The following is a 24,319-nucleotide window of genomic DNA, read 5'->3' on the forward strand; positions in this document are numbered from 1 at the left end:
GCATGGAATCAGCACAGGTCGATGCCTATCTCCGCCGGCTGGGAGTCGAGCACCCGGCGTGGCCCACCGTCGACGTGCTGCGCGAGCTGCACCTGTGCCATCTGCGGACCGTGCCGTTCGAGAACCTCTCCATCCATCTCGGCGAGGAGATCGTGCTGGAGGAGGAGCGGCTGCTGGCGAAGGTGGTCGGCGCGCGGCGGGGCGGGTTCTGCTACGAACTCAACGGCGCCTTCGGGGCGTTGCTGGCCGCGCTGGGGTACGACGTCGCGCTGCTCGCGGCACGGGTGTACGGGGACGAGGAGCGGCTGGGGATCCCGTACGACCATCTCGCGCTGCGGGTGCGGACGGTGGACGGGGGCGACTGGCTGGCCGACGTCGGGTTCGGGGCGCACAGCCACCTGCCGCTGGCGTTCGGGGAGCGAGGGGAGCAGGAGGATCCCGCGGGCACGTTCCGGATCGTGGAGGCGGGGCCGGACGCGGCCGGGGTGCGCGGTGGGCACGACACGGTGGAGGCGGCGGACCTGGACGTGATCCGTGACGGCAAGCCGCAGTACCGCCTGGAGGTGAGGCCGCGGGTGCTCGGCGACTTCGTGGCCGGGGCGTGGTGGCACAGCACGTCGCCCGTCTCGCACTTCACGCGGTCACTGGTCTGCTCGCGGGTCACGGAGGACGGAGGGAGGATCACGCTCAGCGGGCGCAGGCTCACGGTGACCTCGGCCGAGGGCGAGCGGGCGCGGGAGACGCGGGAACTGGGGACGGACGAGGAGGTGCTCGGGGCCTATCGGGAGCGGTTCGGCATCGAACTCGACAGGGTGCCGGTGCTGCGCCCGGCGGGCTAGGGATCAATTCGGGCGACACGGGGCTACTCGTGTGCAGAGCCAGCACATGTGCTGGATTCCCGTGATGTGGTCTCGTGTTGCCTCGAAAGCCTCACTGGTGGTCGAATGCGTCTTCGGCAACTGGTGATCAACAGTGATCAACAGGCGATTTCGAGTCACACAGGGGAGTCGGGGATGATCGGCCGCTGGCTGGGAAGCCGAAGCAACCGGGTGCAACGGACGAGTCCCCTGGCCGCGGTGCCGACGCCGCCGAGCGCCGGGGTGCTGGCCTGCCGGGTGCTGGACCCGGTCAACGAGCCGGTCCGGCACGCGGAGTTCGCGGTCACCGACGCCATGGGGCGTCCGGTGGTCAGCGGGGGAGCCGACCCGTACGGGTCGTTCCTGACGACGGTGCCCGCGGGGGAGTACCGGCTCGCGGTGTCGGCGGAGGGGTACACGCCGTACCTGGCGACCACGCAGGTCGGCGAGAACGCGCTCGCTTCGCTCGGTGAGGTGACGCTGCAGCTGGCCCGGCCGCCGGAGCTGCCCGCGCCGGGTGACTGGGAGATCGAGCCGGCGCACTCCTCGATCGGCTTCACGGCGCGGCACATCGGACTGGCCCGGATCCACGGGCGGTTCACGTCCTTCGCGGGGGTCATACGGATCGCCGAGCCGGTCGAGCGGTCGGCGATGCACGTGGTGATCGACGCGGCGTCCATCGACACGAACATGAGGATGCGCGACGACCATCTGCGGTCGGCGGACTTCCTGGACGTCGAGCGGTTCCCGACCCTGGAGTTCTACAGCGAGCGGTTCGTGCACAAGGGCGGGAACCGGTGGGCCGTGACGGGGGCGCTGTCGCTGCACGGCGTGACGCGGACGGTCACGCTGGACACCGAGTACCTGGGGCTGGGCAACGGCATGGAGGGCGAGGTGCGGGCGGCCTGCCGGGCCACGACCGAGCTGCACCGGGACGACTTCACCGTGAGCTGGCAGACGATGCTGGCGCGGGGCATCGCGGTGGTCGGGCCGAGCATCCGGGTCGACCTCGACGTGCAGGTGGTCCGCAAGGGCTGAGCGGCCGGGCCGCGAGGCGGTGTCGGACAATGTCCGGCGTGAGTGATGTGCGACATGTGCTGGTGCTGCCCGACCGGGATGCCGCGGAAGAGGTGGTGCAGGCGCTGGCCGAGCGCTTCGGCGTCGTCGAGGAGCCGCGGCTCGTGCGGGACGCGCTGGCCGGTGAGGACGACGCCGAGGACGCGCAGTGGCTGGTCGTCCTGCGGGACGAGGAAGAGCGGCTGGACCCCGATGAGCTGGACCGGTTCGCGGGGGAGTGGGAGGGCTGGCGGGAGGAGCCGTGACACTGCCGCGGCCCGTCGCCCACGAGCCCCGTGCGCGACCCGTCGCCCACGAGCCCCGTGCGCGACCCGTCGCCCACGAGCCCCGTGCGAGGCCCGTCGCCCACGAGCCCCGTGCGAGGCCCGTCGCCCACGAGCCCCGTGCGCGGCCCGTCGCCCACGAGCCCTGGGCATGGCCCCTCAGCCGCGGGCCCTGTGCGCGGCTCCTCGGTCACGAGCCCCGTGTGCGGGCCCCCGTCGGCCGCGAGCCCTGGGCATGGCCCCTCAGTCGCGAGCCCTGTGCGCGGCCCCTCGGTCACGAGCCCCGTGTGCGGCGCGTTGTCAGTGGCGCGTGGGATGCTTGGCGCGATGGCCAGGAAGACTGCGAATGACGACCCCCTCGCCTCGGTGACGCTCGCCGTGGGCCAGGAGGAGCTGCTGCTGGACCGTGCCGTGCAGGAGGTGGTGGCCGCCGCGAAGGCCGCCGACGCCGACACGGACGTGCGGGACCTGACCCCGGACCAGTTGCAGCCCGGCACGCTCGCCGAGCTGACGAGTCCGTCGCTCTTCGCGGAGCGCAAGGTCGTGGTCGTACGCAACGCGCAGGACCTGTCGGCCGACACGGTCAAGGACGTGAAGGCGTACCTCGGGGCGCCCGCCGAGGAGATCACCCTCGTGCTGCTGCACGCCGGCGGAGCCAAGGGCAAGGGTCTGCTCGACGCGGCGCGCAAGGCGGGGGCGCGCGAGGTGGCCTGCCCGAAGATGACGAAGCCGGCGGACCGGCTGGCGTTCGTGCGCCAGGAGTTCCGCGCGACGGGCAGGTCCGCCACGCCGGAGGCCTGCCAGGCGCTCGTCGACGCGATCGGCAGCGATCTGCGGGAGCTGGGCTCGGCGGTCTCCCAGCTGGTCGCGGACGTCGAGGGCACCATCGACGAGGCGGTCGTCGGGCGGTATTACACCGGGCGGGCCGAGGCGTCGAGCTTCACGGTCGCCGACCGGGCGGTCGAGGGCCGGGCTGCCGAGGCGCTGGAGGCGCTGCGCTGGTCGCTGGCGACCGGCGTGGCACCGGTGATGATCACGAGCGCGCTGGCGCAGGGCGTCCGGGCGATCGGGAAGCTGTCGTCGGCACGCGGCGGCCGGCCGGCCGACCTCGCGCGGGAGCTGGGCATGCCGCCGTGGAAGATCGACCGGGTGCGGCAGCAGATGCGCGGATGGACGCCGGACGGTGTGTCGGTGGCGCTCCGGGCGGTGGCCGAGGCGGACGCGGGCGTGAAGGGCGGCGGCGACGACCCCGAGTACGCCCTGGAGAAGGCGGTCGTCGCGATCGCCCGGGCAGCGCGCTCCCGGGGCCGGGGCTGATACCCGGGGGCTCAGTACAGCGGCTGACCGATCCCCAGCAGGTTCCCCTCGCTGTCACGGAACCAGCCGCCGCGTTCACCCCGCGCGCCCTTGCTCGGGTAGTGCCCCTCGACCTCGGCGATCCCGCCCTCCGTGCGCAGGCCGGGGACGTCGACCTCCTCGAAGACCACGCCGCGCCGCTTGAGCTCCGCCACGACGGCGTCGATGTCGTCGACCTCCAGCGCCATCTGCGTGAAGGTCCCGGGCGAGGCTCCCGTCGACCGGAACAGCGCGAACTCTCCGCCGCCGCAGCGGTAGAGCAGCCCGCCGGGCCGTTCGTCGACGGGCTCCAGGCCGAGTTTCTCCGAGTAGAAGCGCCGCGCCCGGTCCAGGTCCTGGGCGGGGAGCCGGGTCGCCACGCGGGCCCCGGCCAGCACGTTCCTGTCGTCTGCGTCCATGCCCCCCACTGTGCCGTGATCGAGTCGCCCTCCTCCTGCCGAGGAGGAGAATCGGGTGTATCAGCCGTACGTCGCCAAGTGACGGAGAGGTGGCGAAGGTCATGGCTGAACACCCCCACGCAGCGCTGGTCCGCAAGGGATTCGAGGCTTTCTCGCGCGGTGACATGGACACCTTGCGCGGACTGATCGCGGGAGACGCCACACACCACGTACCCGGAGATCACCCCTTGTCGGGCGACTTCAAGGGCGTGGACTCGATCATCGAGATGTACGAACGGCTCGGCGCGGAGACCAACGGGACGGCTCGTGCCGAGCTGATCGGCATCGCCGTCGACGGCCGCGGCCACGCGGTCGGCATGACCCGCTTCACGGCCGAGCGGGGCGGCAAGCACCTCGACGACACCGGCTGCATCATCTTCCGGATCGTGGGCGACAAGGTCACCGACCTCGACGAGTGCGTCGAGGACATCGACAAGAACAACGAGTTCTGGTCCTGAGCGGCACGAAGGCCCTGAGCAGCACGAAGGCCGGGCGGCCTCCCATGGGGAACAGGAGAGCCACCCGGCCTTCGGTTCAAGCTGCTGGATCCGCGCCCGCGTGGCGAACGCAGGCCGCGCGCGGACCCGAAAGGGTGCCGGACGGGAGCGGATGAGAGAGGGCCCGCTCGATTCCCTCCGGCGGTCACATCAGATGTCAGCCCTTGAGCGCGGCGACCTTCTGAGCCAGCGCCGACTTCTTGTTGGCGGCCTGGTTCTTGTGGATGACGCCCTTCGAGACGGCCTTGTCGAGCTGACGCGCGGCAGCGCGCTGGTACTCGGTGGCCTTCTCGACGTCACCCGCGGCAGCGGCCTCGCGGGCCTTGCGGATCGCGGTCTTCAGGGAGGACTTGACGGCCTTGTTGCGCAGCCGCGCCTTCTCGTTGGTCTTGATCCGCTTGATCTGGGACTTGATGTTCGCCACGAATGAGCCTTTTCAGGTTCTGGCACGGGGCCGCACTGAACCGCACGGTTCCCGTACCGGGTGATTTCTTGAGGTCGTGCCTCCTGCGAGAGGGCATGAGACACAGCCACCCAGGCTACCAGCGGGCCCATCCACGGCCCAAACCCGTCCACGGTCGCCACCCGTGGGACCATGGAGGCTACGTATCGATCCGACCCGAGACCGCAGACACTGCGGACGCCTCAAGAATCAGGACCCTGCGTGCCCGCGATCCCTAGCCATGTGCCCGAGCCGAGCCGTACCGACCCGGCTCTGATCCGCAACTTCTGCATCATCGCGCACATCGACCACGGCAAGTCCACGCTCGCCGACCGGATGCTCCAGCTGACCGGAGTGGTCGAGCAGCGGCAGATGCGCGCTCAGTACCTCGACCGCATGGACATCGAGCGCGAGCGCGGCATCACGATCAAGTCTCAGGCGGTGCGTCTGCCGTGGGCTCCCACCCACGACAAGGACAACACGCACATCCTCAACATGATCGACACCCCGGGGCACGTCGACTTCACCTACGAGGTCTCGCGGTCGCTCGCCGCCTGCGAGGGCACCATCCTCCTGGTTGACGCCGCCCAGGGCATCGAGGCCCAGACCCTCGCCAACCTCTACCTGGCGATGGAGAACGACCTCACGATCATCCCCGTCCTCAACAAGATCGACCTGCCGGCGGCGCAGCCCGAGAAGTTCGCCGAGGAGCTGGCCCACCTCATCGGGTGCGAGCCCGACGACGTGCTCAAGGTCTCCGCGAAGACCGGGCTCGGTGTCGAGGCGCTGCTGGACAAGGTCGTCGAGCAGGTCCCGGCCCCGGTCGGCGTCAAGGACGCCCCGGCCCGCGCCATGATCTTCGACTCGGTCTACGACTCCTACCGGGGCGTCGTGACGTACGTCCGGGTCATCGACGGTCAGCTCAACAAGCGCGAGCGCATCAAGATGATGTCGACCGGCGCCACGCACGAGCTGCTGGAGATCGGCACCAACTCGCCGGAGATGCTCGGCGCCGACGGCCTCGGCGTCGGTGAGGTGGGCTACCTGATCACCGGTGTGAAGGACGTCCGCCAGTCCAAGGTCGGTGACACGGTCACCAGCCAGTCCAAGGGCGCCACCGAGCCCCTCGGCGGCTACAAGGACCCCAAGCCGATGGTCTTCTCCGGCCTGTATCCGCTGGACGGCTCGGACTACCCCGAGCTGCGCGAGGCCCTGGACAAGCTCCAGCTCAACGACGCCGCGCTGGTCTACGAGCCGGAGACCTCCGCCGCGCTCGGCTTCGGCTTCCGCGTCGGCTTCCTCGGCCTGCTGCACCTGGACGTGATCCGGGAGCGGCTGGAGCGCGAGTTCGGGCTCGACCTGATCGCCACCGCGCCGAACGTGGTCTACCGCGTCGTCATGGAGGACGGCAGCGAGCACACGGTCACCAACCCGAGCGAGTTCCCCGAGGGTAAGATCTCGGAGGTCTACGAGCCGGTCGTCCGGGCCACCATCCTGGCGCCCAGCGAGTTCATCGGCTCGATCATGGAGCTGTGCCAGACCCGGCGCGGCACGCTGCTCGGCATGGACTACCTCTCCGAGGAGCGGGTCGAGATCCGCTACACCCTGCCCCTCGCCGAGATCGTCTTCGACTTCTTCGACCAGCTGAAGTCCAAGACCCGCGGCTACGCCTCGCTCGACTACGAGCCCACCGGCGAGCAGACCTCCAGCCTGGTCAAGGTCGACATCCTGCTGCACGGCGACAAGGTGGACGCCTTCTCGGCGATCACCCACAAGGACCAGGCGTACGCCTACGGTGTGCGGCTCGTCGCCAAGCTCAAGGAACTCATCCCGCGGCAGGCCTTCGAGGTGCCGGTCCAGGCCGCCATCGGCTCCCGGGTCATCGCCCGCGAGACCATCCGCGCCATCCGCAAGGACGTCCTCGCCAAGTGCTACGGCGGTGACATCTCCCGTAAGCGGAAGCTGCTGGAGAAGCAGAAGGAGGGCAAGAAGCGGATGAAGATGGTGGGTTCCGTAGAGGTTCCGCAGGAGGCCTTCATCGCCGTCCTGTCGAGCGATGACAGCGCGGGGTCGGGCAAGGGCAAGAAGTAATCACGGATTACCGCGGGTTACGCCCCAAACCGGGGAGAACAGGGGCCCGTCGTGCGAAAGTGCGGCGGGCCCCTGTGCGCATACGGGGTAGCTCTCTGTACGAAGTGACAGGCCGCAGCCCCTTACGCGGGGACCGGTCGACCTTTACTCTGATCCCTGCTCGATAGTTACTCGCGAGTTAAACAACGGCGTTACCAGCAGCTCGTGAGGACCCACCAGCCGCACCTGAGCCAGCCGCACTGTCGCGGGCCCCGGAGGATGTCGTGAGCGACACACAGACACTGATCGAGAACCGTCCGCCGTCCGTGGCGGGCCTCTTCCTGGAGCGCGTGGCGGCCACGCCGGACGCCGAGGCCTACCGGTATCCGGTCCCCTCGTCCTCCGGACAGGGGCCGGACGAATGGAAGTCGCTGAGCTGGGCGCAGGCCGCCGAGCGGGTCTACGCCATCGCGGCGGGGCTCATCGAGCTGGGCGTGCAGCCCGAGCAGCGCGTCGCCCTCGCCTCCAGCACCCGGATCGAGTGGATTCTCGCCGACCTCGGCATCATGTGCGCGGGCGCCGCGACCACCACGGTGTACCCGCAGACCAACGCCGACGAGTCCGCGTACATCCTGTCCGACTCCGAGAGCCGGGTGCTCGTCGCGGAGAACGCCGAGCAGCTGGCGAAGGCGAAGGAGAAGCGCTCCGAGCTGCCCGAGCTGACCCATGTGGTGGTCGTCGACCCGGCCGGCGTCGAGACCGCCGACTGGATCCTCACCCTCGACGAGCTGGAGAAGCGCGGCGCGGCCCGGCTGGAGAAGGACCCCGACCTGGTCAAGGAGCGGGTCGGCGCGATCACGAAGGACCAGCTGGCCACCCTCATCTACACCTCCGGCACCACCGGCCGCCCCAAGGGCGTGCGCCTCCCGCACGACAACTGGTCGTACATGGCGAAGGCGATCGCCGCGACCGGCCTCGTCAGCAGCGAGGACGTGCAGTACCTGTGGCTGCCGCTCGCGCACGTCTTCGGCAAGGTGCTCACCTCCGGCCAGATCGAGGTCGGCCACGTCACCGCCGTCGACGGCCGCGTCGACAAGATCATCGAGAACCTGCCGGTCGTCCAGCCGACGTACATGGCGGCCGTGCCGCGCATCTTCGAGAAGGTGTACAACGGCGTCGCCGCGAAGGCGCGCGCGGGCGGCGGGGCCAAGTACAAGATCTTCCAGTGGGCCGCCGAGGTCGCCCGCGAGTACGCCAAGGTCGCGCAGGACAACTTCCGGCGCACCGGGACCGCGTCCGTGCCGTTCGGGCTGGGTGCCAAGCACAAGGTCGCCGACGCGCTGGTGTACGCCAAGATCCGGGAGGCCTTCGGCGGCAATCTGCGGGCGTGCGTCTCGGGCTCGGCGGCGCTGGCACCCGAGATCGGGTACTTCTTCTCCGGCGCCGGCATCCACATCCTGGAGGGCTACGGCCTGACCGAGTCCTCGGCCGCCTCCTTCGTGAACCCGGGCGAGGCCTACCGCACCGGCACGGTCGGCAAGCCGCTGCCCGGCACCGAGGTGCGGATCGCCGACGACGGGGAGATCCTGCTGCGCGGCCCGGGGATCATGGAGGGCTACCACAAGCTGCCCGAGAAGACCGCCGAGGTGCTGGAGCCGGACGGCTGGTTCCACACCGGGGACATCGGGGAGCTGTCGCCCGACGGGTACCTGCGGATCACCGACCGCAAGAAGGACCTCATCAAGACGTCCGGCGGCAAGTACATCGCGCCGGCGGAGGTCGAGGGGCAGTTCAAGGCGGTGTGCCCGTACGTGTCCAACATCCTGGTGCACGGGGCGGACCGGAACTTCTGCACGGCCCTCATCGCGCTCGACGAGGTCGCCATCACCGAGTGGGCCAAGGAGAACGGACTGGCGGGGAAGTCGTACGCGGAGATCGTCTCCGCGCCGGTCACGGTGGAGATGGTCGACGGGTATGTGAAGCAGCTGAACGAGGGGCTGCAGCGGTGGCAGACCATCAAGAAGTTCCGGCTGCTGCCCCGGGACCTCGATGTGGAGCACGGCGAGATCACGCCGAGCCTGAAGCTGAAGCGGCCGGTGGTGGAGCGGGAGTACCGGCATCTGATCGACGAGATGTACGAGGGCTCTCGCGAGGCGTAGGGAGCGGCGGGGGCTGTGCGACGGCCGCGGCTTCACCGTGGTCGTTCGCGCAGTCCCCGCGCCCCTGGGAGCATGCCGTCAAGATGTTCTGTATGACAGACTATCTGTGACGATTCCGAAAGATGCTACGGTGATGTGATGCCCTCTGAACCCCGTGGCCGATCGAACGACGGCGCCAAGTGTGTTTCCTTGGACAACGACCTGGTCTGGGCGATTCGTATGATCTCGGGGGCGCTGCGGCGCGCTGCGGCCGAGGCCGCGGAGACGCTGCCCGGAGGATCACGCGCCTACTTGGTGCTCATGGCGTTGGCCGAGGCCGGGGACAAGCCCCCGACACAACTCGAACTGGCCGGCCAGGTCGGTCTCGACCGGACGGTGATGACCTACCTCCTCGACGACCTGGAGGGGCAGGGTCTGCTGGCGCGGCGGCCGAATCCGCAGGACCGGCGGTCCCGCCACGTGATCCTGCTGGACGAGGGCCGAGCGCAGCTGCAGCGCATGCGAGCCGATGTCGCGGCCGCCGAAGCACGGCTGCTCGCGGAGCTGAGCGAGGAACAGCGGGCCCAGTTCCGGGATCTCCTGGCCCGGGTCGCGCTCACCGCTCAGCGGGCCTGAGGGCCTCCCTCCACCCGGCGTCGTAGGTCCTGGACCTCCGCGCGCAGGCGTTCCACCTCTCTGCCCTTGCGGTAGAGGTCCAGGAAGACGCTGACCTTCGCCCTGAGGACCCAGGGGTCGAAGGGCTTGGTCAGGTAGTCGGCGGCGCCGGTCGCGTAGCCGCGGAAGGCGTAGCCCGAATCGTCGTCCGCGCCCGTGAGGAAGATGATCGGCACGTCTCTCGTCTGGTCCAGGCGCCTGATGTGGGCGGCCGTCTCGAAGCCGTCCATGCCGGGCATGCGGACGTCGAGCAGGACCAGGGCGATCGGCTGCCGCAGCAGGACCTTCATCGCCTCCTCACCGGAACGCGCGCGCACCAGCGGCTCGTTCAGGGAGGCGAGCACGGCCTCCAGGGCGATCAGGTTGTCCTCCATGTCGTCGACCAGGAGGATCCCGGCGCGTCGGTGGTGTACGCCCGCGCTGCTCATGCCTCTTCTTCCGCGCCCTCGGGGTCCAGCAGTTCGCACACGACCGTCAGCAGCCGGTCGATGTCCACCGGCTTGGGCACGTAGTCGTTGGCGCCGCGGGCGATGGACTTCTCCCGGTCGCCGGGCATCGCCTTGGCGGTCAGCGCCACGATCGGCAGGCCGGCCCAGCGGGGTGTGCGGCGGATGGCGGAGATGGTCTCGTAGCCGTCCATCTCCGGCATCATGATGTCCATCAGGACCAGTTCGACGTCCGCGCTGCGCTCCAGCGTCTCGATGCCCTCGCGGCCGTTCTCCGCGTAGAGCACGGTCATGCCGACCCGGCCCAGGACATGGGTGAGGGCGAACACGTTGCGGATGTCGTCGTCCACGATCAGCACCCGCCGCCCGGGCAGGATCCGGCCCGGCCTGCCGGACGTCCACGCCTCCAGCTTGGTCGGCGACGGCCAGGCGTCGTCCGCGTCGGGAGCGGCAGAGAGCGGTCCGGCGGCCGACTGGAGGGGCAGGGGCGGGTCGGTGCGGTCCTCGGCCGGGGCGGGGGCCGTGTGGCCGGGGCTGACGACGGGGACGTAGAGCGTGAAGGTGGAGCCCTTGCCGGGCTCGCTCTCGGCGACGATCCGGCCGCCGAGCAGGCCCGCGATCTCCCGGCTGATGGACAGGCCCAGCCCGGTGCCGCCGTACTTGCGGTTGGTCGTGCCGTCGGCCTGCTGGAACGCCTCGAAGATCACCGCGAGTTTCTCCGGCGCGATGCCGATGCCGGTGTCGGACACGGTGAAGGCGATCACGTCGTCGGTGTCCTGGGCATAGCGGTGCTCGGCGTCCTGCACGCGGTCCACCCGCAGCTCGACCTTGCCGGACGCGGTGAACTTGATCGCGTTGGAGAGCAGGTTGCGCAGGATCTGCTGGAGGCGCTGCTCGTCCGAGTACATCTCGCGCGGCACGTCCTCGCCGACCGCCACCTCGAAGGCGAGCCCCCGGTCGAGGGTGAGCGGGCGGAACGTGGCGTGGACGTAGTCGAGCAGCTTGATCAGGGGGAGCCGCTTGGGGCGTACGTCCATCCGGCCGGCCTCGATCTTGGACAGGTCGAGGATGTCGTTGATGAGCTGGAGGAGGTCCGAGCCCGAGCGGTGGATCGTCGTCGCGAACTGCACCTCCTGGTCGGAGAGATGGCCGTCCGGGTTGTCGGAGAGCAGCCGGGCCAGGATCAGCAGGGAGTTCAGCGGGGTGCGCAGCTCGTGCGACATGTTCGCCAGGAACTCCGACTTGTACTGCGAGGACGTGGCCAGCAGGGCCGCCTTCTCCTCCAGTTCGGCGTTGGACCGCTGCAACTCGCCCTGCTGCTTCTGCAGTTCGTCCGAGCGCTCCTGGAGCTGCATGGCGAGGCGCTGGGACTCGCCGAGCAGGGACTCCGTGCGGGAGTTGGCGATGATCGTGTTGATGGCGACGCCGATGGTGTTGACGAACTGGTCGAAGAAGGCCAGGTGCACATCGGAGAAGCGGGAGAAGGAGGCGAGTTCGATGACGCCGAGGAGCTTGTCCTCGAAGAGGATCGGGATGATGACGATCGTGGTCGGGGCCGCCTCGCCCAGCCCGCTGTTGATCTTGATGTAGTCCGGTGGGGCGCCCTCCACCAGGATCCGCTTCTTCTCCCGGGCCGCCTGCGCGACCAGGCCGTGCACCGGCAGGCCGCCGGTCTCGACGGTCGCGTCCTGGGCGGCGCCGTAGCCGGCGATGAAGGCGAGCCCCTTGGTGGGCACCGTCGCTCCGGCCTCCTCCGGATCGGCGAGGTAGAACGCGCCGTACTGCGCGTTCACCAGCGGGGTCAGCTCGCGCAGTATCAGGTCGGCGACCTCCATCAGGTCGCGGTGGCCCTGCATCAGGGCGGCGAGCCGGGCCAGGTTGGACTCCAGCCAGTCCTTCGCGCGGGTGGTCTCGCGCAGGTTGGCCACCATCAGGTTGATGTTGTCCTTCAACTCGGCGACCTCGCCGCGCGCCTCCACGGTGATCGAGCGGGACATGTCCCCCTGCGCCACGGCCGAGGCGACCTCGGCGATGGCGCGGACCTGGGTGGTGAGGTTGAGGGCCAGTTCGTTGACGTTGGTCGTCAGCCGCTTCCAGGTGCCGTAGACGCCCTCCACCCGGGCCTGGCCGCCCAGTTGGCCCTCGGAGCCGACCTCGCGGGCCACGCGCGTGACCTCCGAGGCGAACGAGGACAGCGTGTCGACCATCGTGTTGATGGTGGTCTTCAGCTCCAGGATCTCGCCCCGCGCGTCCACGTCGATCTTCCGGGACAGATCGCCCTGGGCCACGGCCGTCGCGACCTGGGCGATGTTGCGCACCTGCGAGGTGAGGTTGTCGGCCATGTAGTTGACGTTGTCCGTCAGGTCCCGCCAGACGCCCGAAACGCCCAGCACCTGCGCCCGGCCGCCGAGCCGCCCGTCCGTGCCGACCTCCCGGGCGACCCGGGTCACCTCGTCGGCGAAGGCGCGCAGTTGCTCCACCATCGTGTTGACGGTGTCCTTCAGTTCGAGGATCTCGCCGCGGGCGTCGACCGTGATCTTCTTCGACAGGTCGCCGTTGGCGACGGCGGTGGTGACCTGGGCGATGTTGCGGACCTGGGAGGTCAGGTTCAGCGCCATGAAGTTGACGTTGTCGGTGAGGTCCTTCCAGACGCCGGAGACGCCCCGGACCTGCGCCTGGCCGCCGAGGTTGCCTTCCGTGCCGACCTCGCGGGCCACGCGAGTGACCTCGTCGGCGAAGGCGGACAGCTGGTCGACCATCGTGTTGATCGTCGACTTCAGCTCCAGGATCTCGCCCTTGGCCTCCACCGTGATCTTCTTGCCGAGGTCGCCCTGGGCGACGGCGGTGGAGACGAGCGCGATGTTCCGCACCTGGGAGGTGAGGTTGTCCGCCATGAAGTTGACGTTGTCGGTGAGGTCCTTCCAGACGCCGGAGACGCCCCGGACCTGCGCCCGGCCGCCGAGGTTGCCTTCCGTGCCGACCTCGCGGGCGACGCGGGTGACCTCGTCGGCGAAGGCGGACAGCTGGTCGACCATCGTGTTGATCGTCGACTTCAGCTCCAGGATCTCGCCCTGTGCGTCGACCGTGATCTTCTGGGACAGATCGCCGTTGGCCACGGCCGTCGTCACCTGGGCGATGTTGCGGACCTGCGACGTCAGGTTCGACGCCATGAAGTTGACGTTGTCGGTGAGGTCCTTCCAGACCCCGGACACGCCCCGGACCTGCGCCCGGCCGCCCAACTGGCCCTCCGTGCCGACCTCGCGGGCGACGCGGGTGACCTCGTCGGCGAAGGCGGACAGCTGGTCCACCATCGTGTTCACGGTCAGCTTCAGTTCCAGCAGTTCGCCGGTGGCCTCGACCGTGACCGTGCGGGTCAGGTCGCCGCGCGCCACCGCCGTCGTCACCGCCGCGATGTCCCGTACCTGGGCCGTCAGCCGCGACGCCATCGTGTTGACGGCTTCCGTCACGTCCCGCCAACTGCCCGACAGCCCCTGCACCTTGGCCCGGCCGCCGAGCCGCCCCTCGGTGCCGACCTCGCGCGCGACCCGCGTCACCTCGCCCGTGAACAGGGACAGCTGGTCCACCATCTTGTTCACGGCCCGGCCCATGCGACGCAGGTCGCCGCGTAACTGCCGGGTCCCGTCGTGCAGATCGACCCGCTGGGTCAGATCGCCGCCGGCCACCGCGTCCAGCACGCGCGTCGCGTTCGCCGCCGGGGCGACCAGCGCGTCGAGCAGCTGGTTGACGTCGTCGACGCGGGACGTCCACAGTCCCTGACCCGGGCTCGCCGACAGCCGCTCGTCGAGCCGGCCGTGCCGCACCAGCTCGCGCTTGACGCGCCGCACCTCGGTGGTGAAGTGGATGCTGCGGTCCATGATCTGGTTGAAGACCGCGTTGAGTTCGGCCACCATCCCGTGGCCGGTTTCCGGCACCTTGGTGAAGTCGCCGTCGCGTGCGGCTGTCATGGCCGCGAGCAGCGGACGGAGATCGGATGCACGAATCTGACCGTCTTCGTACCGGTCTTCGACCACAGGAGTAGCACTGTTCTCACTCATGGCGGCCCACTTCGGTAACTCGGCGCTTATGGGCGTGGCCAGTCTGTCACTCTGTCGGCATCGACTGTGGCGTATTCGTACGAACTGCCCGGGGAGCTGTCCATGGGGGCCATTCCGACGCAACGGGAGACCGCTTCCCGGGCCTCAGAGGCGCCTGCACACGCTGGGGAGACGCCCGTGCCCGCACAAGAAGGGCCCGTCGCCGAGGGGGCCGCACAGGAGTGCGCGCGGGCGCGCGCGACCCTGGCCGGCAGTTCCGTCGCGCCGGGCGCCGCGCGCGCCCTGGTGCGCGCGGCGCTCGCCGAGTGGACCGGCCTCGGCCTGCCCGGCGCCGAGCACCTCACCGACCGCCTCGCCGACGACGCCACGCTCGTCGTCAGCGAACTCGTCACCAACGCGGTCGTGCACGCCGGCACCGACGTCGAGATGGAGTGCCGGCTGGAAGGCGACGACCAGGCCACGACCGCGCTCGTCGTCGAGGTCTCCGACCACCACCCCTCCCGCGCCCCGCGCGGCGGCGAGCCGGAGACACCGCACGACACCCCCGAGTACGGGCGCGGCCTGCGGCTCGTCGGCGCGCTCTGCGAGGCGTGGGGGATCACGTACCGCACGGGCCGGAAGACCGTGTGGGCGCGGCTGCCCGCCGCGGGGTGCGCGGCGGGGGAGCAGATCGAGGCGTACGCCGGGGAGCAGGCGCTGGCGCGCGGGTTGCGCGTGGCGGAGATCCTGGCACCGGAGCCTCGGTACGGCTGGGAGGCCGGTCATGACCCGCGGGGGCACCGCGACCTCCCGAACCGGCACAGCGAGCCCGACTCGACTCACGGCCTGCGTGATTCTCCCCACGACCACGGGCTGCGCGACTCCCCGGACCACCACGCTCTGCGCGACTCCCCGGACCACCACGTTCTGCGCGACTCCCGGGACCATCACGGGCTGCGCGACTGGCGGGACTGGAGTGATCTGCGGGACTGGCGGGACCGTCACGAGGGCCGTGACGGGCCGGACGGCCGGGACGGTGCCTGGCTGGGCCGCGGTGCCCTCTCCTTCCTCGCCGAGGCCTCCGACCTGCTCGCCGGGCAGCTCGACGAGGACCTGGTCGCCGCCCTCGCCGGGCAGCTGATCGTGCCCCGGCTCGCCGACTGGTGCGCGGTCTGGCTGGAGGACGAGGCCACCGGCGGCGGCTGGGGCGGCGGGGCCGGAGCGGGCGGGCCCCGGCTGGCCCGGGTCTGGCACGCCAGCGAGAACCACATCGAGGACCTGCGCCGGGCCCTGGAGAAGGACCCGCCGCCCCCCTCCGACCCGTTACGGACCGGGCCCGTCGACTACCCCTGGCCCGGCCGGGCGCTCGGCGACGCGCCCGGCGAACGCGGACAGGCACTGGCGTACCGGCTGGTCGCGGGGGGCCGTCCGCTGGGCACCCTCGTCCTCGGACGGTCCGGCACCGCCGGCTTCCCCGACGAGATCACCGGACTCGTCGAGGACCTGAGCCGCCGCGTCGCGCTCGCCATCGGCGCCGCCCGCCAGTACGCCCGGCAGGCCACCATCAGCGCCGTGCTCCAGCGCGGACTGCTGCCCGGCGCCGTGGCCGAGATCCCGGGGGTGCGCAGCGCCCTCGTCTACGAGCCGTACGACAAGGGCGGGCCCAGCGGCGACTTCTACGACCTGTTCCCGGCCGGCGACGGCCGCTGGTGCTTCGCAGTCGGCGACGTCCAGGGCAAGGGGCCCGAGGCCGCCGTCGTCATCGGCCTCGCCCGGCCCTGGCTGCGGCTGCTGGCCCGCGAGGGCTACCGGGTGGCCGACGTCCTCGACCGCCTCAACCAGCTCCTGCTCGACGACGCCACGGAGGCCGCGGACGCGGCGGCCCGGGCGCTGGTCGCCGCGGGCGCGCGACCGACCCCGCCCGGCGACGGCCCCCAGACGCGCTTCCTGTCCCTGCTCTACGGCGAACTGGTCCCCTTCGACGGCGGCGTCCGCTGCACCGTCGCCTCCGCCGGGCACCCGCTGCCCCTGCTGCTCGGGGCGGGCGGTGAGGTCCACACGTGCGCCCAGCCGCAGACCCTGCTGGGCGTCGTCGAGGACGCCACGTACAGCAGCGAGACCTTCGAGCTGCGCTCCGGCGACACGCTGCTGTGCGTCACCGACGGCGTGACCGAGCGCCGCTCCGGATCCCGCCAGTTCGACGACGGGGACGGGCTCGCGGCGGCGCTGGCCGGGTGCGCCGGGCTGGACGCCGAGCTGATAGCCGAGCGGATCAACCGGCTCGTGCACGAGTTCGGGGCACGGCCCCCGGCGGACGATCTGGCGCTGCTGGTGCTCCAGGCGGAGTGACCGCTGCTCCGGGCGGAGGCACCGCGCGGGTGCTGGACAATGGAAGGCATGCCTTCCGCTCTCCCCGACGGCGAGCCGGTCCCCGAGGACGGCGCGCTGCCCGCGTCCGCGCTCGCCGGGGCCGCCGACCGCCCGCTCGGGTTCTACCTGCACGTCCCGTACTGCGCCACCCGCTGCGGCTACTGCGACTTCAACACCTACACGGCGACCGAGCTGCGCGGCACCGGCGGCGTGCTCGCCTCCCGCGACAACTACGCCGAGACGCTCGTCGACGAGATCCGCCTGGCGCGGAAGGTGCTGGGGGACGATCCGAGGCCCGTCCGTACGGTGTTCGTCGGCGGCGGTACGCCGACGCTGCTGGACGCCGGTGACCTCGTACGGATGCTGCGGGCCGTCCGGGACGAGTTCGGGCTGGCGGCGGATGCCGAGGTCACCACGGAGGCGAACCCGGAGTCGGTCGATCCCGCGTATCTGGCCGCCCTGCGCGAGGGGGGCTTCAACCGGATCTCCTTCGGGATGCAGAGCGCGCGGCAGCACGTGCTGAAGGTGCTGGACCGGACGCACACGCCGGGTCGGCCGGAGGCCTGTGTCGCGGAGGCCCGGGCGGCCGGGTTCGAGCATGTGAACCTCGACCTGATCTACGGCACGCCGGGGGAGTCGGACGAGGACTGGAGGGCGTCGCTGGACGCGGTGCTGGGGGCCGGGCCGGACCATGTCAGCGCGTACGCGTTGATCGTGGAGGAGGGGACGCAGCTGGCGCGGCGGATCCGCCGGGGCGAGGTGCCGATGACCGACGACGATGTGCATGCCGACCGGTACCTGATCGCGGACGAGGTGCTCTCGGGTGCCGGGTTCGAGTGGTACGAGGTGTCGAACTGGGCGACCTCCGCGGCGGGGCGGTGTCTGCACAACGAGCTGTACTGGCGCGGGGCCGACTGGTGGGGGGCCGGGCCGGGCGCGCACAGTCATGTGGGCGGGGTGCGGTGGTGGAACGTGAAGCACCCGGGCGCGTATGCCGCCGCGCTGGCTTCGGGGAGGTCGCCCGGGGCCGGGCGTGAGGTGCTGTCGGAGGAGGACCGGCGGGTCGAGCGGATTCTGCTGGAGCTGCGGCTGCGGGAGGGAGTGCCGCTGTCGTTGCTGCGGGACCAGGGCCTCGCCGCCGCCCGCCGCGCCCTGTCGGACGGTCTCCTCCAGGAGACGCCGTACGAGGAGGGGCGCGCAGTGCTCACCCTCCGGGGGCGGCTGCTGGCGGACGCGGTGGTGCGGGACCTGGTGGACTGAGGGGCCACCCCCGCTGCGGCGGGGAGCACGAGCTGCTCGGCAGCGTCGACGAACTGATCGAGGGACCACCTCCGCTGTGGCGGAGAGCAGACCACCAGGCCCGATGTGCGAACGACTCGGCAAACGTCAGGGCACGGTCACGTGGTCGATGAGACGCTCCACGCAACCCAGCAGCTCCGGCTCCAGGTCCCTGTACGACCGCACCCGCGCCAGGATCCCCCGCCACGCCGCCCCGGTGTTCTCCGGCCACCCCAGCGCCCGGCACACCCCCGTCTTCCAGTCCTGCCCGCGCGGCACCGAAGGCCACGCCTCGATGCCCAGGGACGACGGTTTCACCGCCTCCCAGATGTCGATGTAGGGGTGCCCGACCACCAGCGCGTGGTCGCTCGTCACCGACTGGGCGATGTGCCACTCCTTCGAGCCGGGGACGAGGTGGTCGACCAGGACGCCGAGCCGCGCGTCGGGGCCGGGGGCGAAGGAGTCGACGATCGACGGGAGGTCGTCCACGCCCTCCAGGTACTCCACGACCACGCCCTCGATGCGCAGGTCGTCGCCCCACACCTTCTCGACCAGCTCGGCGTCGTGCCGGCCCTCGACGTAGATGCGGCCGGCGCGGGCCACCCGCGCGCGTGCGCCGGGCACCGCCACCGAACCGGAGGCCGTACGGGTGGGGCGGGCCGGGGCGCCGGACGAGGGGCGGACCAGCGTCACCACCTTGCCCTCCAGCAGGAAGCCGCGCGGCTCCATCGGGAACACGCGGTGCTTGCCGAAGCGGTCCTCCAGCGTCACCGTCCCGGCCTCGCAGCGGATGACCGCCCCGCAGAAGCCGCTGCCGGGCTCCTCCACCACCAGGCCGGGTTCCGCCGGGACCTCGGGGACCGGCTGGGGCTTCTTCCACGGCGGGGTCAGGTCCGGAGAGTACTGGCGCATTCGGATGACGATAGGAGAACCGGGCGGGTGGTCACGGAGACACGCCGAAACGGGTCGCCAGCGCGTCCCGCTGGGCCCGGACGAACGCCGAGTCCACCACCGCTCCGTGACCGGGGACGTACAGCGCGTCCTCACCGCCGAGCGCGAGCAGCCGGTCCAGCGCGGCCGGCCAGTGCGACGGCACGGCGTCCGGGCCCGCCTGGGGCTCGCCGGACTCCTCGACCAGGTCGCCGCAGAACACCACCTCCGGATCGCCCGGCACCAGCACCGCCAGGTCGTGCGCGGTGTGCCCCGGGCCCACGTTCGCCAGCAGCACCTGGCGCCCGCCGCCCAGGTCCAGGGTCCACTCGCCGGACACCAGGTGCCGGGGCGGGACGAGCCGGTCCGCCGACTCCCGGGCGACCGTCTCGTTCAGGCCGTTGCGTACCGCGTCCGCGTACAGCTCCTCGCGGTCCCGCGCGCGGGTCAGCACCGCGTCCACGCCGACCGCGCCGAAGACCTCCGCCCCCGGGAACGCCGCCGCCCCGAAGACGTGGTCGAAGTGGGGATGGGTCAGCGCGAGATGTGTCACACGGTGACCGGTGAGCGACTGCGCCTGCTGGCGCAACCGCGCGCCCTCGGCCGGGCTCGACCCGGCGTCGATCACGAGGGCCGCGTCCTCGCCGGCGACCAGCCCCGCCGTGCAGTCCCACACCGGCAGCCGGCACCGCCCCACCCCGGCGGCCACGCGCTCCCACCCGAGCTCTTCCCAAGTCACCGTCATACGGCGACGCTAGCGGTGCGCCCCGCCCGGGGCACGACGCCGCACGACCAGCCTTGCCGGGGGCGTACCCCACCGCCGTACACTGGGCCGGGGAACATTGGCACTCGCACGCGCAGAGTGCCAGGCCGCGAATCGGCGGGGCAGCAGGCGGAGACTTCTGGAGGTGTGCGCGATGCTCAGTGAACGCAGGCTTCAGGTGCTGCGCGCCATCGTCCAGGACTACGTCGGCACCGAGGAGCCGGTCGGCTCCAAGGCCCTCACCGAGCGGCACAACCTCGGCGTCTCCCCGGCGACCGTCCGCAACGACATGGCGGCCCTGGAGGACGAGGGATACATCGCCCAGCCGCACACCAGCGCCGGGCGCATCCCCACCGACAAGGGCTACCGCCTGTTCGTGGACAAGCTCGCCGGCGTCAAGCCCATGACCGCACCCGAGCGGCGCGCGATCCAGAACTTCCTGGAGGGCGCCGTCGACCTCGACGACGTCGTGGCGCGCACGGTACGGCTGCTCGCGCAGCTCACGCGCCAGGTCGCCGTCGTGCAGTACCCGTCGCTGACCCGGTCCACCGTGCGCCACGTGGAGCTGCTCTCCCTGGCGCCCGCGCGGGTGATGCTCGTGCTGATCACGGACACCGGGCGGGTCGAGCAGCGGGTGGTCGACTGCCCGGCGCCCTTCGGCGAGGCCTCGCTCGCGGATCTGCGCGCGCGCCTCAACAGCCGGGTGGCGAACCGCCGTTTCGCGGATGTGCCGAGTCTGGTGGAGGATCTCCCGGAGGCTTTCGAGCACGAGGACCGGGGTACGGTCTCCACGGTGCTCTCCACGCTTCTGGAGACGCTCGTCGAGGAGAACGAGGAGCGGCTGATGATCGGCGGCACCGCCAATCTGACCCGCTTCGGTCATGACTTCCCCCTCACGATCCGGCCGGTGCTGGAGGCGCTGGAGGAGCAGGTCGTGCTCCTCAAGCTGCTCGGCGAGGCCAAGGATCCGGGCGTGACCGTCCGTATCGGTCACGAGAACGCCCACGAAGGACTCAACTCCACGTCCGTCGTGTCGGTCGGCTACGGTTCGGGCGGCGAGGCAGTCGCCAAGCTCGGCGTGGTCGGACCGACCCGCATGGACTACCCGGGAACGATGGGAGCGGTACGCGCAGTGGCACGGTACGTCGGACAGATCCTGGCGGAGTCGTAGTGGCCACGGACTACTACGCCGTACTCGGCGTGCGCCGCGACGCGTCGCAGGAAGAGATCAAGAAGGCCTTCCGGCGGCTCGCCCGCGAGCTGCATCCGGACGTCAACCCCGATCCGAAGACCCAGGAGCGGTTCAAGGAGATCAACGCCGCCTACGAGGTGCTGTCGGACCCGCAGAAGAAGCAGGTCTACGACCTCGGCGGCGACCCGCTCTCGCAGGCCCAGGGCGGTGGCGCGGGCGGCTTCGGAGCCGGTGGCTTCGGGAACTTCTCCGACATCATGGACGCGTTCTTCGGCACGGCGTCGCAGCGCGGTCCGCGCTCGCGCACCCGCCGGGGCCAGGACGCCATGATCCGCATCGAGGTGGAGCTGGACGAGGCGGCCTTCGGCACGACGAAGGACATCCAGGTCGACACGGCCGTCGTCTGCAACACCTGTAACGGTGAAGGCGCCGCCCCCGGCACCTCCGCCCAGACGTGTGACATGTGCCGCGGCCGCGGTGAGGTGTCGCAGGTCACCCGGTCCTTCCTGGGCCAGGTCATGACGTCCCGCCCGTGCCCGCAGTGCCAGGGCTTCGGCACGGTCGTCCCGACGCCCTGCCCGGAGTGCGCGGGCGATGGGCGGGTCCGCTCCCGCCGCACGCTCACGGTCAAGATCCCGGCCGGTGTCGACAACGGCACGCGGATCCAGCTGGCCGGCGAGGGCGAGGTCGGGCCCGGTGGCGGTCCGGCCGGTGACCTCTACGTCGAGATCCACGAGCTGCCGCACGCCATGTTCCAGCGGCGCGGCGACGACCTGCACTGCACGGTGACCATCCCCATGACGGCGGCGGCCCTCGGCACGAAGGTGCCGCTGGAGACGCTGGACGGCCTGGAGGAGGTCGACATCCGCCCGGGCACCCAGTCCGGCCAGTCGATCCCGCTGCACGGCCGCGGTGTCACCCACCTGCGCGGCGGCGGACGCGGCGACCTCATCGTCCACGTCGAGGTCCAGACCCCGACCAAGCTCGACCCCGAACAGGAACGCCTCCTGCGCGAGCTGGCGAAGCTCCGCGGCGAGGAGCGGCCTCAGGGGCAATTCCAGCCTGGTCAGCAGGGGTTGTTCTCCCGGCTGAAGGACGCCTTCAACGGGCGCTGACGGGAGTCTTCCGGGTGGCGGTCGAGAGGTTGTTCCTCTGGTCTATGCCACACGGCAGGCCGGTTTCGGAGTTGTTCGGAGGACGTGACAACATGCGGTCATGTCCTCCGCTCTGACCGATCTCTTCCCCCTCCCGATCGTGCAGGCCCCCATGGCGGGCGGCGTCTCCGTGCCGCAGCTCGCCGCCGCCGTGTGCGAGGCGGGCGGGCTCGGGTTCCTCGCCGCCGGGTACAAGACCGCCGACGGGATGTACGAGGAGATCAAGCAGCTGAGGAGCCTCACCGGCAGGCCCTTCGGCGTCAACCTCTTCATGCCGCAGCCGGAGTACGCCGACCCGGCCGCCGTCGACGTCTACGCCCACCAGCTGGCCGGCGAGGCCACCTGGTACGAGGCCGAGCTGGGCGACCCCGACAGCGGCCGCGACGACGGCTACGAGACCAAGCTCGCGGTGCTCCGCGACAACCCCGTGCCCGTCGTGTCGTTCCACTTCGGCGCCCCGAGCCGCGAGGTCGTCGACGCCCTGCACCGCGTCGGCACCTTCGTCCTGGTCACCGCCACCACCCCCGACGAGGCCCGGGCCGTCGAACGGGCGGGCGCGGACGCGGTCATCGCGCAGGGCGTCGAGGCCGGCGGTCACCAGGGCACCCACCGGGACATCCCCGAGACGGACGGTTCCGGCATCGGCCTGCTGTCGCTGGTCGCCCAGATCAGGGAGGCCGTCAACCTCCCGATCATCGCCGCCGGCGGCATCATGCGCGGCGGCCAGATCGCCGCGGTGCTCGCCGCCGGCGCGAGCGCGGCCCAGCTCGGCACGGCGTTCCTCGCCACGCCCGAGTCGGGGGCGAACGCCCTGCACAAGCAGGCGCTGACCAACCCCCTGTTCGTCCGCACGGAGTTGACCCGGGCCTTCTCCGGGCGGCCGGCGCGCGGCCTCGTCAACCGGTTCCTGCGCGAGCACGGCCCGTACGCGCCCGCCGCCTACCCCGAGATCCACCACCTCACCTCGCCGTTGCGCAAGGCCGCCGCCAAGGCCGGTGACGCGCAGGGCATGGCGCTGTGGGCCGGGCAGGGGCACCGGATGGCGCGGGAGCTGCCCGCCGGGCAGCTGGTGGAGGTGCTGGCCGGTGAACTCGCCGCCGCCAGGACAGCGTTGTCGGGCGGCGGCATCCCGGGTGGAGGCCTTCGATGACCGCGCCGGTCTTCGTCGTCGACCACTTCGACGCGGGCGGCGGCGGCCGGTACGTCCTCGACGGGCCGGAAGGGCGGCACGCCGTCTCCGTGAAGCGGCTGCGGCCCGGCGAGGACGTGGTCCTCACCGACGGGGCCGGGCGCTGGGCGGACTGCGTGGTGCTCGACACCGAGGGCAAGGACCGGCTGATCGTCCAGCTGGACTCGGTGAGCGAGGAGCCGCCGGAGCAGCCGCGGCTGACCGTCGTACAGGCGCTGCCCAAGGGGGACCGGGGGGAGCTGGCCGTCGAGACGATGACCGAGGTCGGCGTCGACGCGATCGTGCCCTGGGCGGCGGCGCGCTGCATCACGCAGTGGAAGGGCGACCGCGGGGCCAAGGCGCTGGGCAAGTGGCGGGCCACGGCACGGGAGGCCGGCAAGCAGTCGCGCCGGGTGCGGTTCCCCGAGGTCGCGGAGACGGCCACGACCAAGCAGGTCGCGGCGCTGCTGGCGGGCGCCGACTTCGCCGCCGTGCTGCACGAGAGCGGGGACGCGCCGCTGGCGACGGCCGAACTGCCGTCGCCCGGCGAGATCGTGCTGGTCGTGGGGCCCGAAGGGGGCGTGGCGCCGGAGGAGTTGGCGCTGTTCGAGGAGGCGGGGGCCGGGGCGTACCGCCTCGGGCGCAGTGTGCTGCGCACATCGACCGCCGGGACCGCGGCCGCCGCCGTGCTCCTGGCTCGTACCGGCCGCTGGTCCTGACCCCCCCTTGGAGGAACCGTGGAACTCGCCCAAGTACGCCTGCTCGTCACCGACTTCGCCGCGTGTTACCGCTTCTACGGCGACATCCTCGGCCTCAAGCCCCAGTCGGGGGCGGCCGAGGGGCCGTACGAGAAGTTCAGCCCGGCCGTCGGCTCCGCGGGGATCGCGCTGCAGGACCGGTCGATGATGGCCGAGGTGCTCGACGAGGTGGGGGACGCGGCCACCGGGCACCGGTCCCTCGTCGTGCTGCGGGTGGACGCGCTGGACGCGTACTGCGAGGAGATCACGCTGCGCGGCGCCACGATCCTGCACGGCCCGGCGCCCATGACCGACCGCATGCGGGTCGCCCACCTCAAGGACCCCGAGGGCAACCTGGTGGAGCTTCAGGAGTGGCTGCTGCTGCGCGGTTGACGCCTTTGCGCCCTACCGCGCCGCCCCCGTCAGTGGCAGGCT

At 71.3% G+C, this 24,319-nt stretch carries 21 protein-coding genes; 15 read left to right on the forward strand and 6 right to left on the reverse strand.

Annotated elements, in window-relative coordinates; all coding sequences use genetic code 11:
* The first annotated feature begins 2 nt into the window (after positions 1–2).
* The 4 genes from ABZ386_RS00345 to holA all read left to right on the forward strand — a co-directional run bounded on the left by ABZ386_RS00345 (position 3) and on the right by holA (position 3,514).
* Positions 3–839 carry an arylamine N-acetyltransferase gene (locus ABZ386_RS00345; protein WP_351346183.1) on the forward strand — a complete coding sequence of 279 codons (837 nt, stop codon included), beginning with the start codon at positions 3–5 and terminating at the stop codon, positions 837–839.
* Between the two features lie 174 nt (positions 840–1,013).
* Positions 1,014–1,895, forward strand: coding sequence for a YceI family protein (locus ABZ386_RS00350; RefSeq protein ID WP_351346185.1), 882 nt, complete (start codon positions 1,014–1,016; stop codon positions 1,893–1,895).
* 38 nt (positions 1,896–1,933) lie between these two features.
* The gene (locus tag ABZ386_RS00355) at positions 1,934–2,179 is read left to right on the forward strand and encodes a hypothetical protein (RefSeq protein WP_356499387.1); all 246 of its coding nucleotides are present in this window, start codon (positions 1,934–1,936) and stop codon (positions 2,177–2,179) included.
* Positions 2,180–2,524: 345 nt separating this feature from the next.
* A complete protein-coding gene (holA, locus tag ABZ386_RS00360; RefSeq protein ID WP_358962713.1) occupies positions 2,525–3,514 on the forward strand; it encodes a DNA polymerase III subunit delta in 990 nt (329 codons plus the stop codon).
* Between the two features lie 11 nt (positions 3,515–3,525).
* Here holA and ABZ386_RS00365 read toward each other — a convergent pair whose 3' ends face one another.
* Complete coding sequence (locus ABZ386_RS00365) at positions 3,526–3,951, reverse strand: VOC family protein (RefSeq protein ID WP_351346189.1); 426 nt, start codon at positions 3,949–3,951, stop codon at positions 3,526–3,528.
* A 101-nt stretch (positions 3,952–4,052) separates the two neighbouring features.
* On the opposite strand from ABZ386_RS00365, the gene ABZ386_RS00370 reads away from it, so the two are divergent.
* Positions 4,053–4,448 (forward strand): nuclear transport factor 2 family protein, encoded by a 396-nt coding sequence (locus tag ABZ386_RS00370; RefSeq protein ID WP_351346191.1) that lies wholly within the window; start codon positions 4,053–4,055, stop codon positions 4,446–4,448.
* Positions 4,449–4,644: 196 nt separating this feature from the next.
* On the opposite strand, the gene rpsT is transcribed toward ABZ386_RS00370, so the two are convergent.
* Positions 4,645–4,911 (reverse strand): 30S ribosomal protein S20, encoded by a 267-nt coding sequence (gene rpsT, locus ABZ386_RS00375; protein ID WP_010042013.1) that lies wholly within the window; start codon positions 4,909–4,911, stop codon positions 4,645–4,647.
* 240 nt (positions 4,912–5,151) lie between these two features.
* On the opposite strand from rpsT, the gene lepA reads away from it, so the two are divergent.
* From lepA to ABZ386_RS00390, 3 genes are all read left to right on the forward strand, one after another.
* On the forward strand, positions 5,152–7,020 hold the full coding sequence (gene lepA / locus ABZ386_RS00380) for a translation elongation factor 4 (RefSeq protein ID WP_114252388.1): 1,869 nt from the start codon (positions 5,152–5,154) through the stop codon (positions 7,018–7,020).
* A gap of 263 nt (positions 7,021–7,283) precedes the next feature.
* Positions 7,284–9,158 (forward strand): AMP-dependent synthetase/ligase, encoded by a 1,875-nt coding sequence (locus ABZ386_RS00385; RefSeq protein ID WP_114252386.1) that lies wholly within the window; start codon positions 7,284–7,286, stop codon positions 9,156–9,158.
* A gap of 189 nt (positions 9,159–9,347) precedes the next feature.
* Positions 9,348–9,773 (forward strand): MarR family transcriptional regulator, encoded by a 426-nt coding sequence (locus ABZ386_RS00390; protein ID WP_351346196.1) that lies wholly within the window; start codon positions 9,348–9,350, stop codon positions 9,771–9,773.
* Here ABZ386_RS00390 and ABZ386_RS00395 read toward each other — a convergent pair.
* Both ABZ386_RS00395 and ABZ386_RS00400 read right to left on the reverse strand, forming a co-directional pair.
* Positions 9,761–10,240: a response regulator gene (locus ABZ386_RS00395; protein WP_356499393.1), complete on the reverse strand. Its 480-nt coding sequence runs from the start codon at positions 10,238–10,240 to the stop codon at positions 9,761–9,763. The two genes, ABZ386_RS00390 and ABZ386_RS00395, sit on opposite strands and share 13 nt — an antisense overlap.
* A complete protein-coding gene (locus tag ABZ386_RS00400) occupies positions 10,237–14,313 on the reverse strand; it encodes a HAMP domain-containing protein (protein WP_358962718.1) in 4,077 nt (1,358 codons plus the stop codon). The genes ABZ386_RS00395 and ABZ386_RS00400 overlap by 4 nt, the downstream gene beginning before the upstream one ends.
* A 102-nt stretch (positions 14,314–14,415) precedes the next feature.
* Here ABZ386_RS00400 and ABZ386_RS00405 point away from each other — a divergent pair, with 102 nt between their 5' ends.
* Positions 14,416–16,641 carry a SpoIIE family protein phosphatase gene (locus ABZ386_RS00405; protein ID WP_358962721.1) on the forward strand — a complete coding sequence of 742 codons (2,226 nt, stop codon included), beginning with the start codon at positions 14,416–14,418 and terminating at the stop codon, positions 16,639–16,641.
* A 48-nt stretch (positions 16,642–16,689) separates the two neighbouring features.
* On the forward strand, positions 16,690–17,922 hold the full coding sequence (hemW, locus tag ABZ386_RS00410) for a radical SAM family heme chaperone HemW (protein WP_351346202.1): 1,233 nt from the start codon (positions 16,690–16,692) through the stop codon (positions 17,920–17,922).
* Between the two features lie 126 nt (positions 17,923–18,048).
* On the opposite strand, the gene ABZ386_RS00415 is transcribed toward hemW, so the two are convergent.
* Both ABZ386_RS00415 and ABZ386_RS00420 read right to left on the reverse strand, forming a co-directional pair.
* Positions 18,049–18,852: a DUF3097 domain-containing protein gene (locus tag ABZ386_RS00415; protein ID WP_351346204.1), complete on the reverse strand. Its 804-nt coding sequence runs from the start codon at positions 18,850–18,852 to the stop codon at positions 18,049–18,051.
* 31 nt (positions 18,853–18,883) lie between these two features.
* Complete coding sequence (locus ABZ386_RS00420; protein ID WP_351346206.1) at positions 18,884–19,615, reverse strand: MBL fold metallo-hydrolase; 732 nt, start codon at positions 19,613–19,615, stop codon at positions 18,884–18,886.
* A gap of 172 nt (positions 19,616–19,787) precedes the next feature.
* Between ABZ386_RS00420 and hrcA the strand changes: the two genes are divergently transcribed.
* From hrcA to ABZ386_RS00445, 5 genes are all read left to right on the forward strand, one after another.
* Complete coding sequence (gene hrcA, locus ABZ386_RS00425; RefSeq protein WP_031111606.1) at positions 19,788–20,804, forward strand: heat-inducible transcriptional repressor HrcA; 1,017 nt, start codon at positions 19,788–19,790, stop codon at positions 20,802–20,804.
* The gene (dnaJ, locus tag ABZ386_RS00430; RefSeq protein WP_351346209.1) at positions 20,804–21,940 is read left to right on the forward strand and encodes a molecular chaperone DnaJ; all 1,137 of its coding nucleotides are present in this window, start codon (positions 20,804–20,806) and stop codon (positions 21,938–21,940) included. Before hrcA ends, dnaJ begins: the two co-directional genes overlap by 1 nt.
* 100 nt (positions 21,941–22,040) lie before the next feature.
* Complete coding sequence (locus tag ABZ386_RS00435; protein WP_355712967.1) at positions 22,041–23,129, forward strand: nitronate monooxygenase; 1,089 nt, start codon at positions 22,041–22,043, stop codon at positions 23,127–23,129.
* On the forward strand, positions 23,126–23,866 hold the full coding sequence (locus ABZ386_RS00440) for a 16S rRNA (uracil(1498)-N(3))-methyltransferase (protein ID WP_351346213.1): 741 nt from the start codon (positions 23,126–23,128) through the stop codon (positions 23,864–23,866). Before ABZ386_RS00435 ends, ABZ386_RS00440 begins: the two co-directional genes overlap by 4 nt.
* A gap of 18 nt (positions 23,867–23,884) precedes the next feature.
* The gene (locus tag ABZ386_RS00445; protein ID WP_351346215.1) at positions 23,885–24,277 is read left to right on the forward strand and encodes a VOC family protein; all 393 of its coding nucleotides are present in this window, start codon (positions 23,885–23,887) and stop codon (positions 24,275–24,277) included.
* Positions 24,278–24,319: the final 42 nt, after the last annotated feature.

Origin of the sequence: Streptomyces sp. NPDC006140, assembly GCF_040628815.1 — a bacterium.
Lineage (GTDB): Bacteria > Actinomycetota > Actinomycetes > Streptomycetales > Streptomycetaceae > Streptomyces.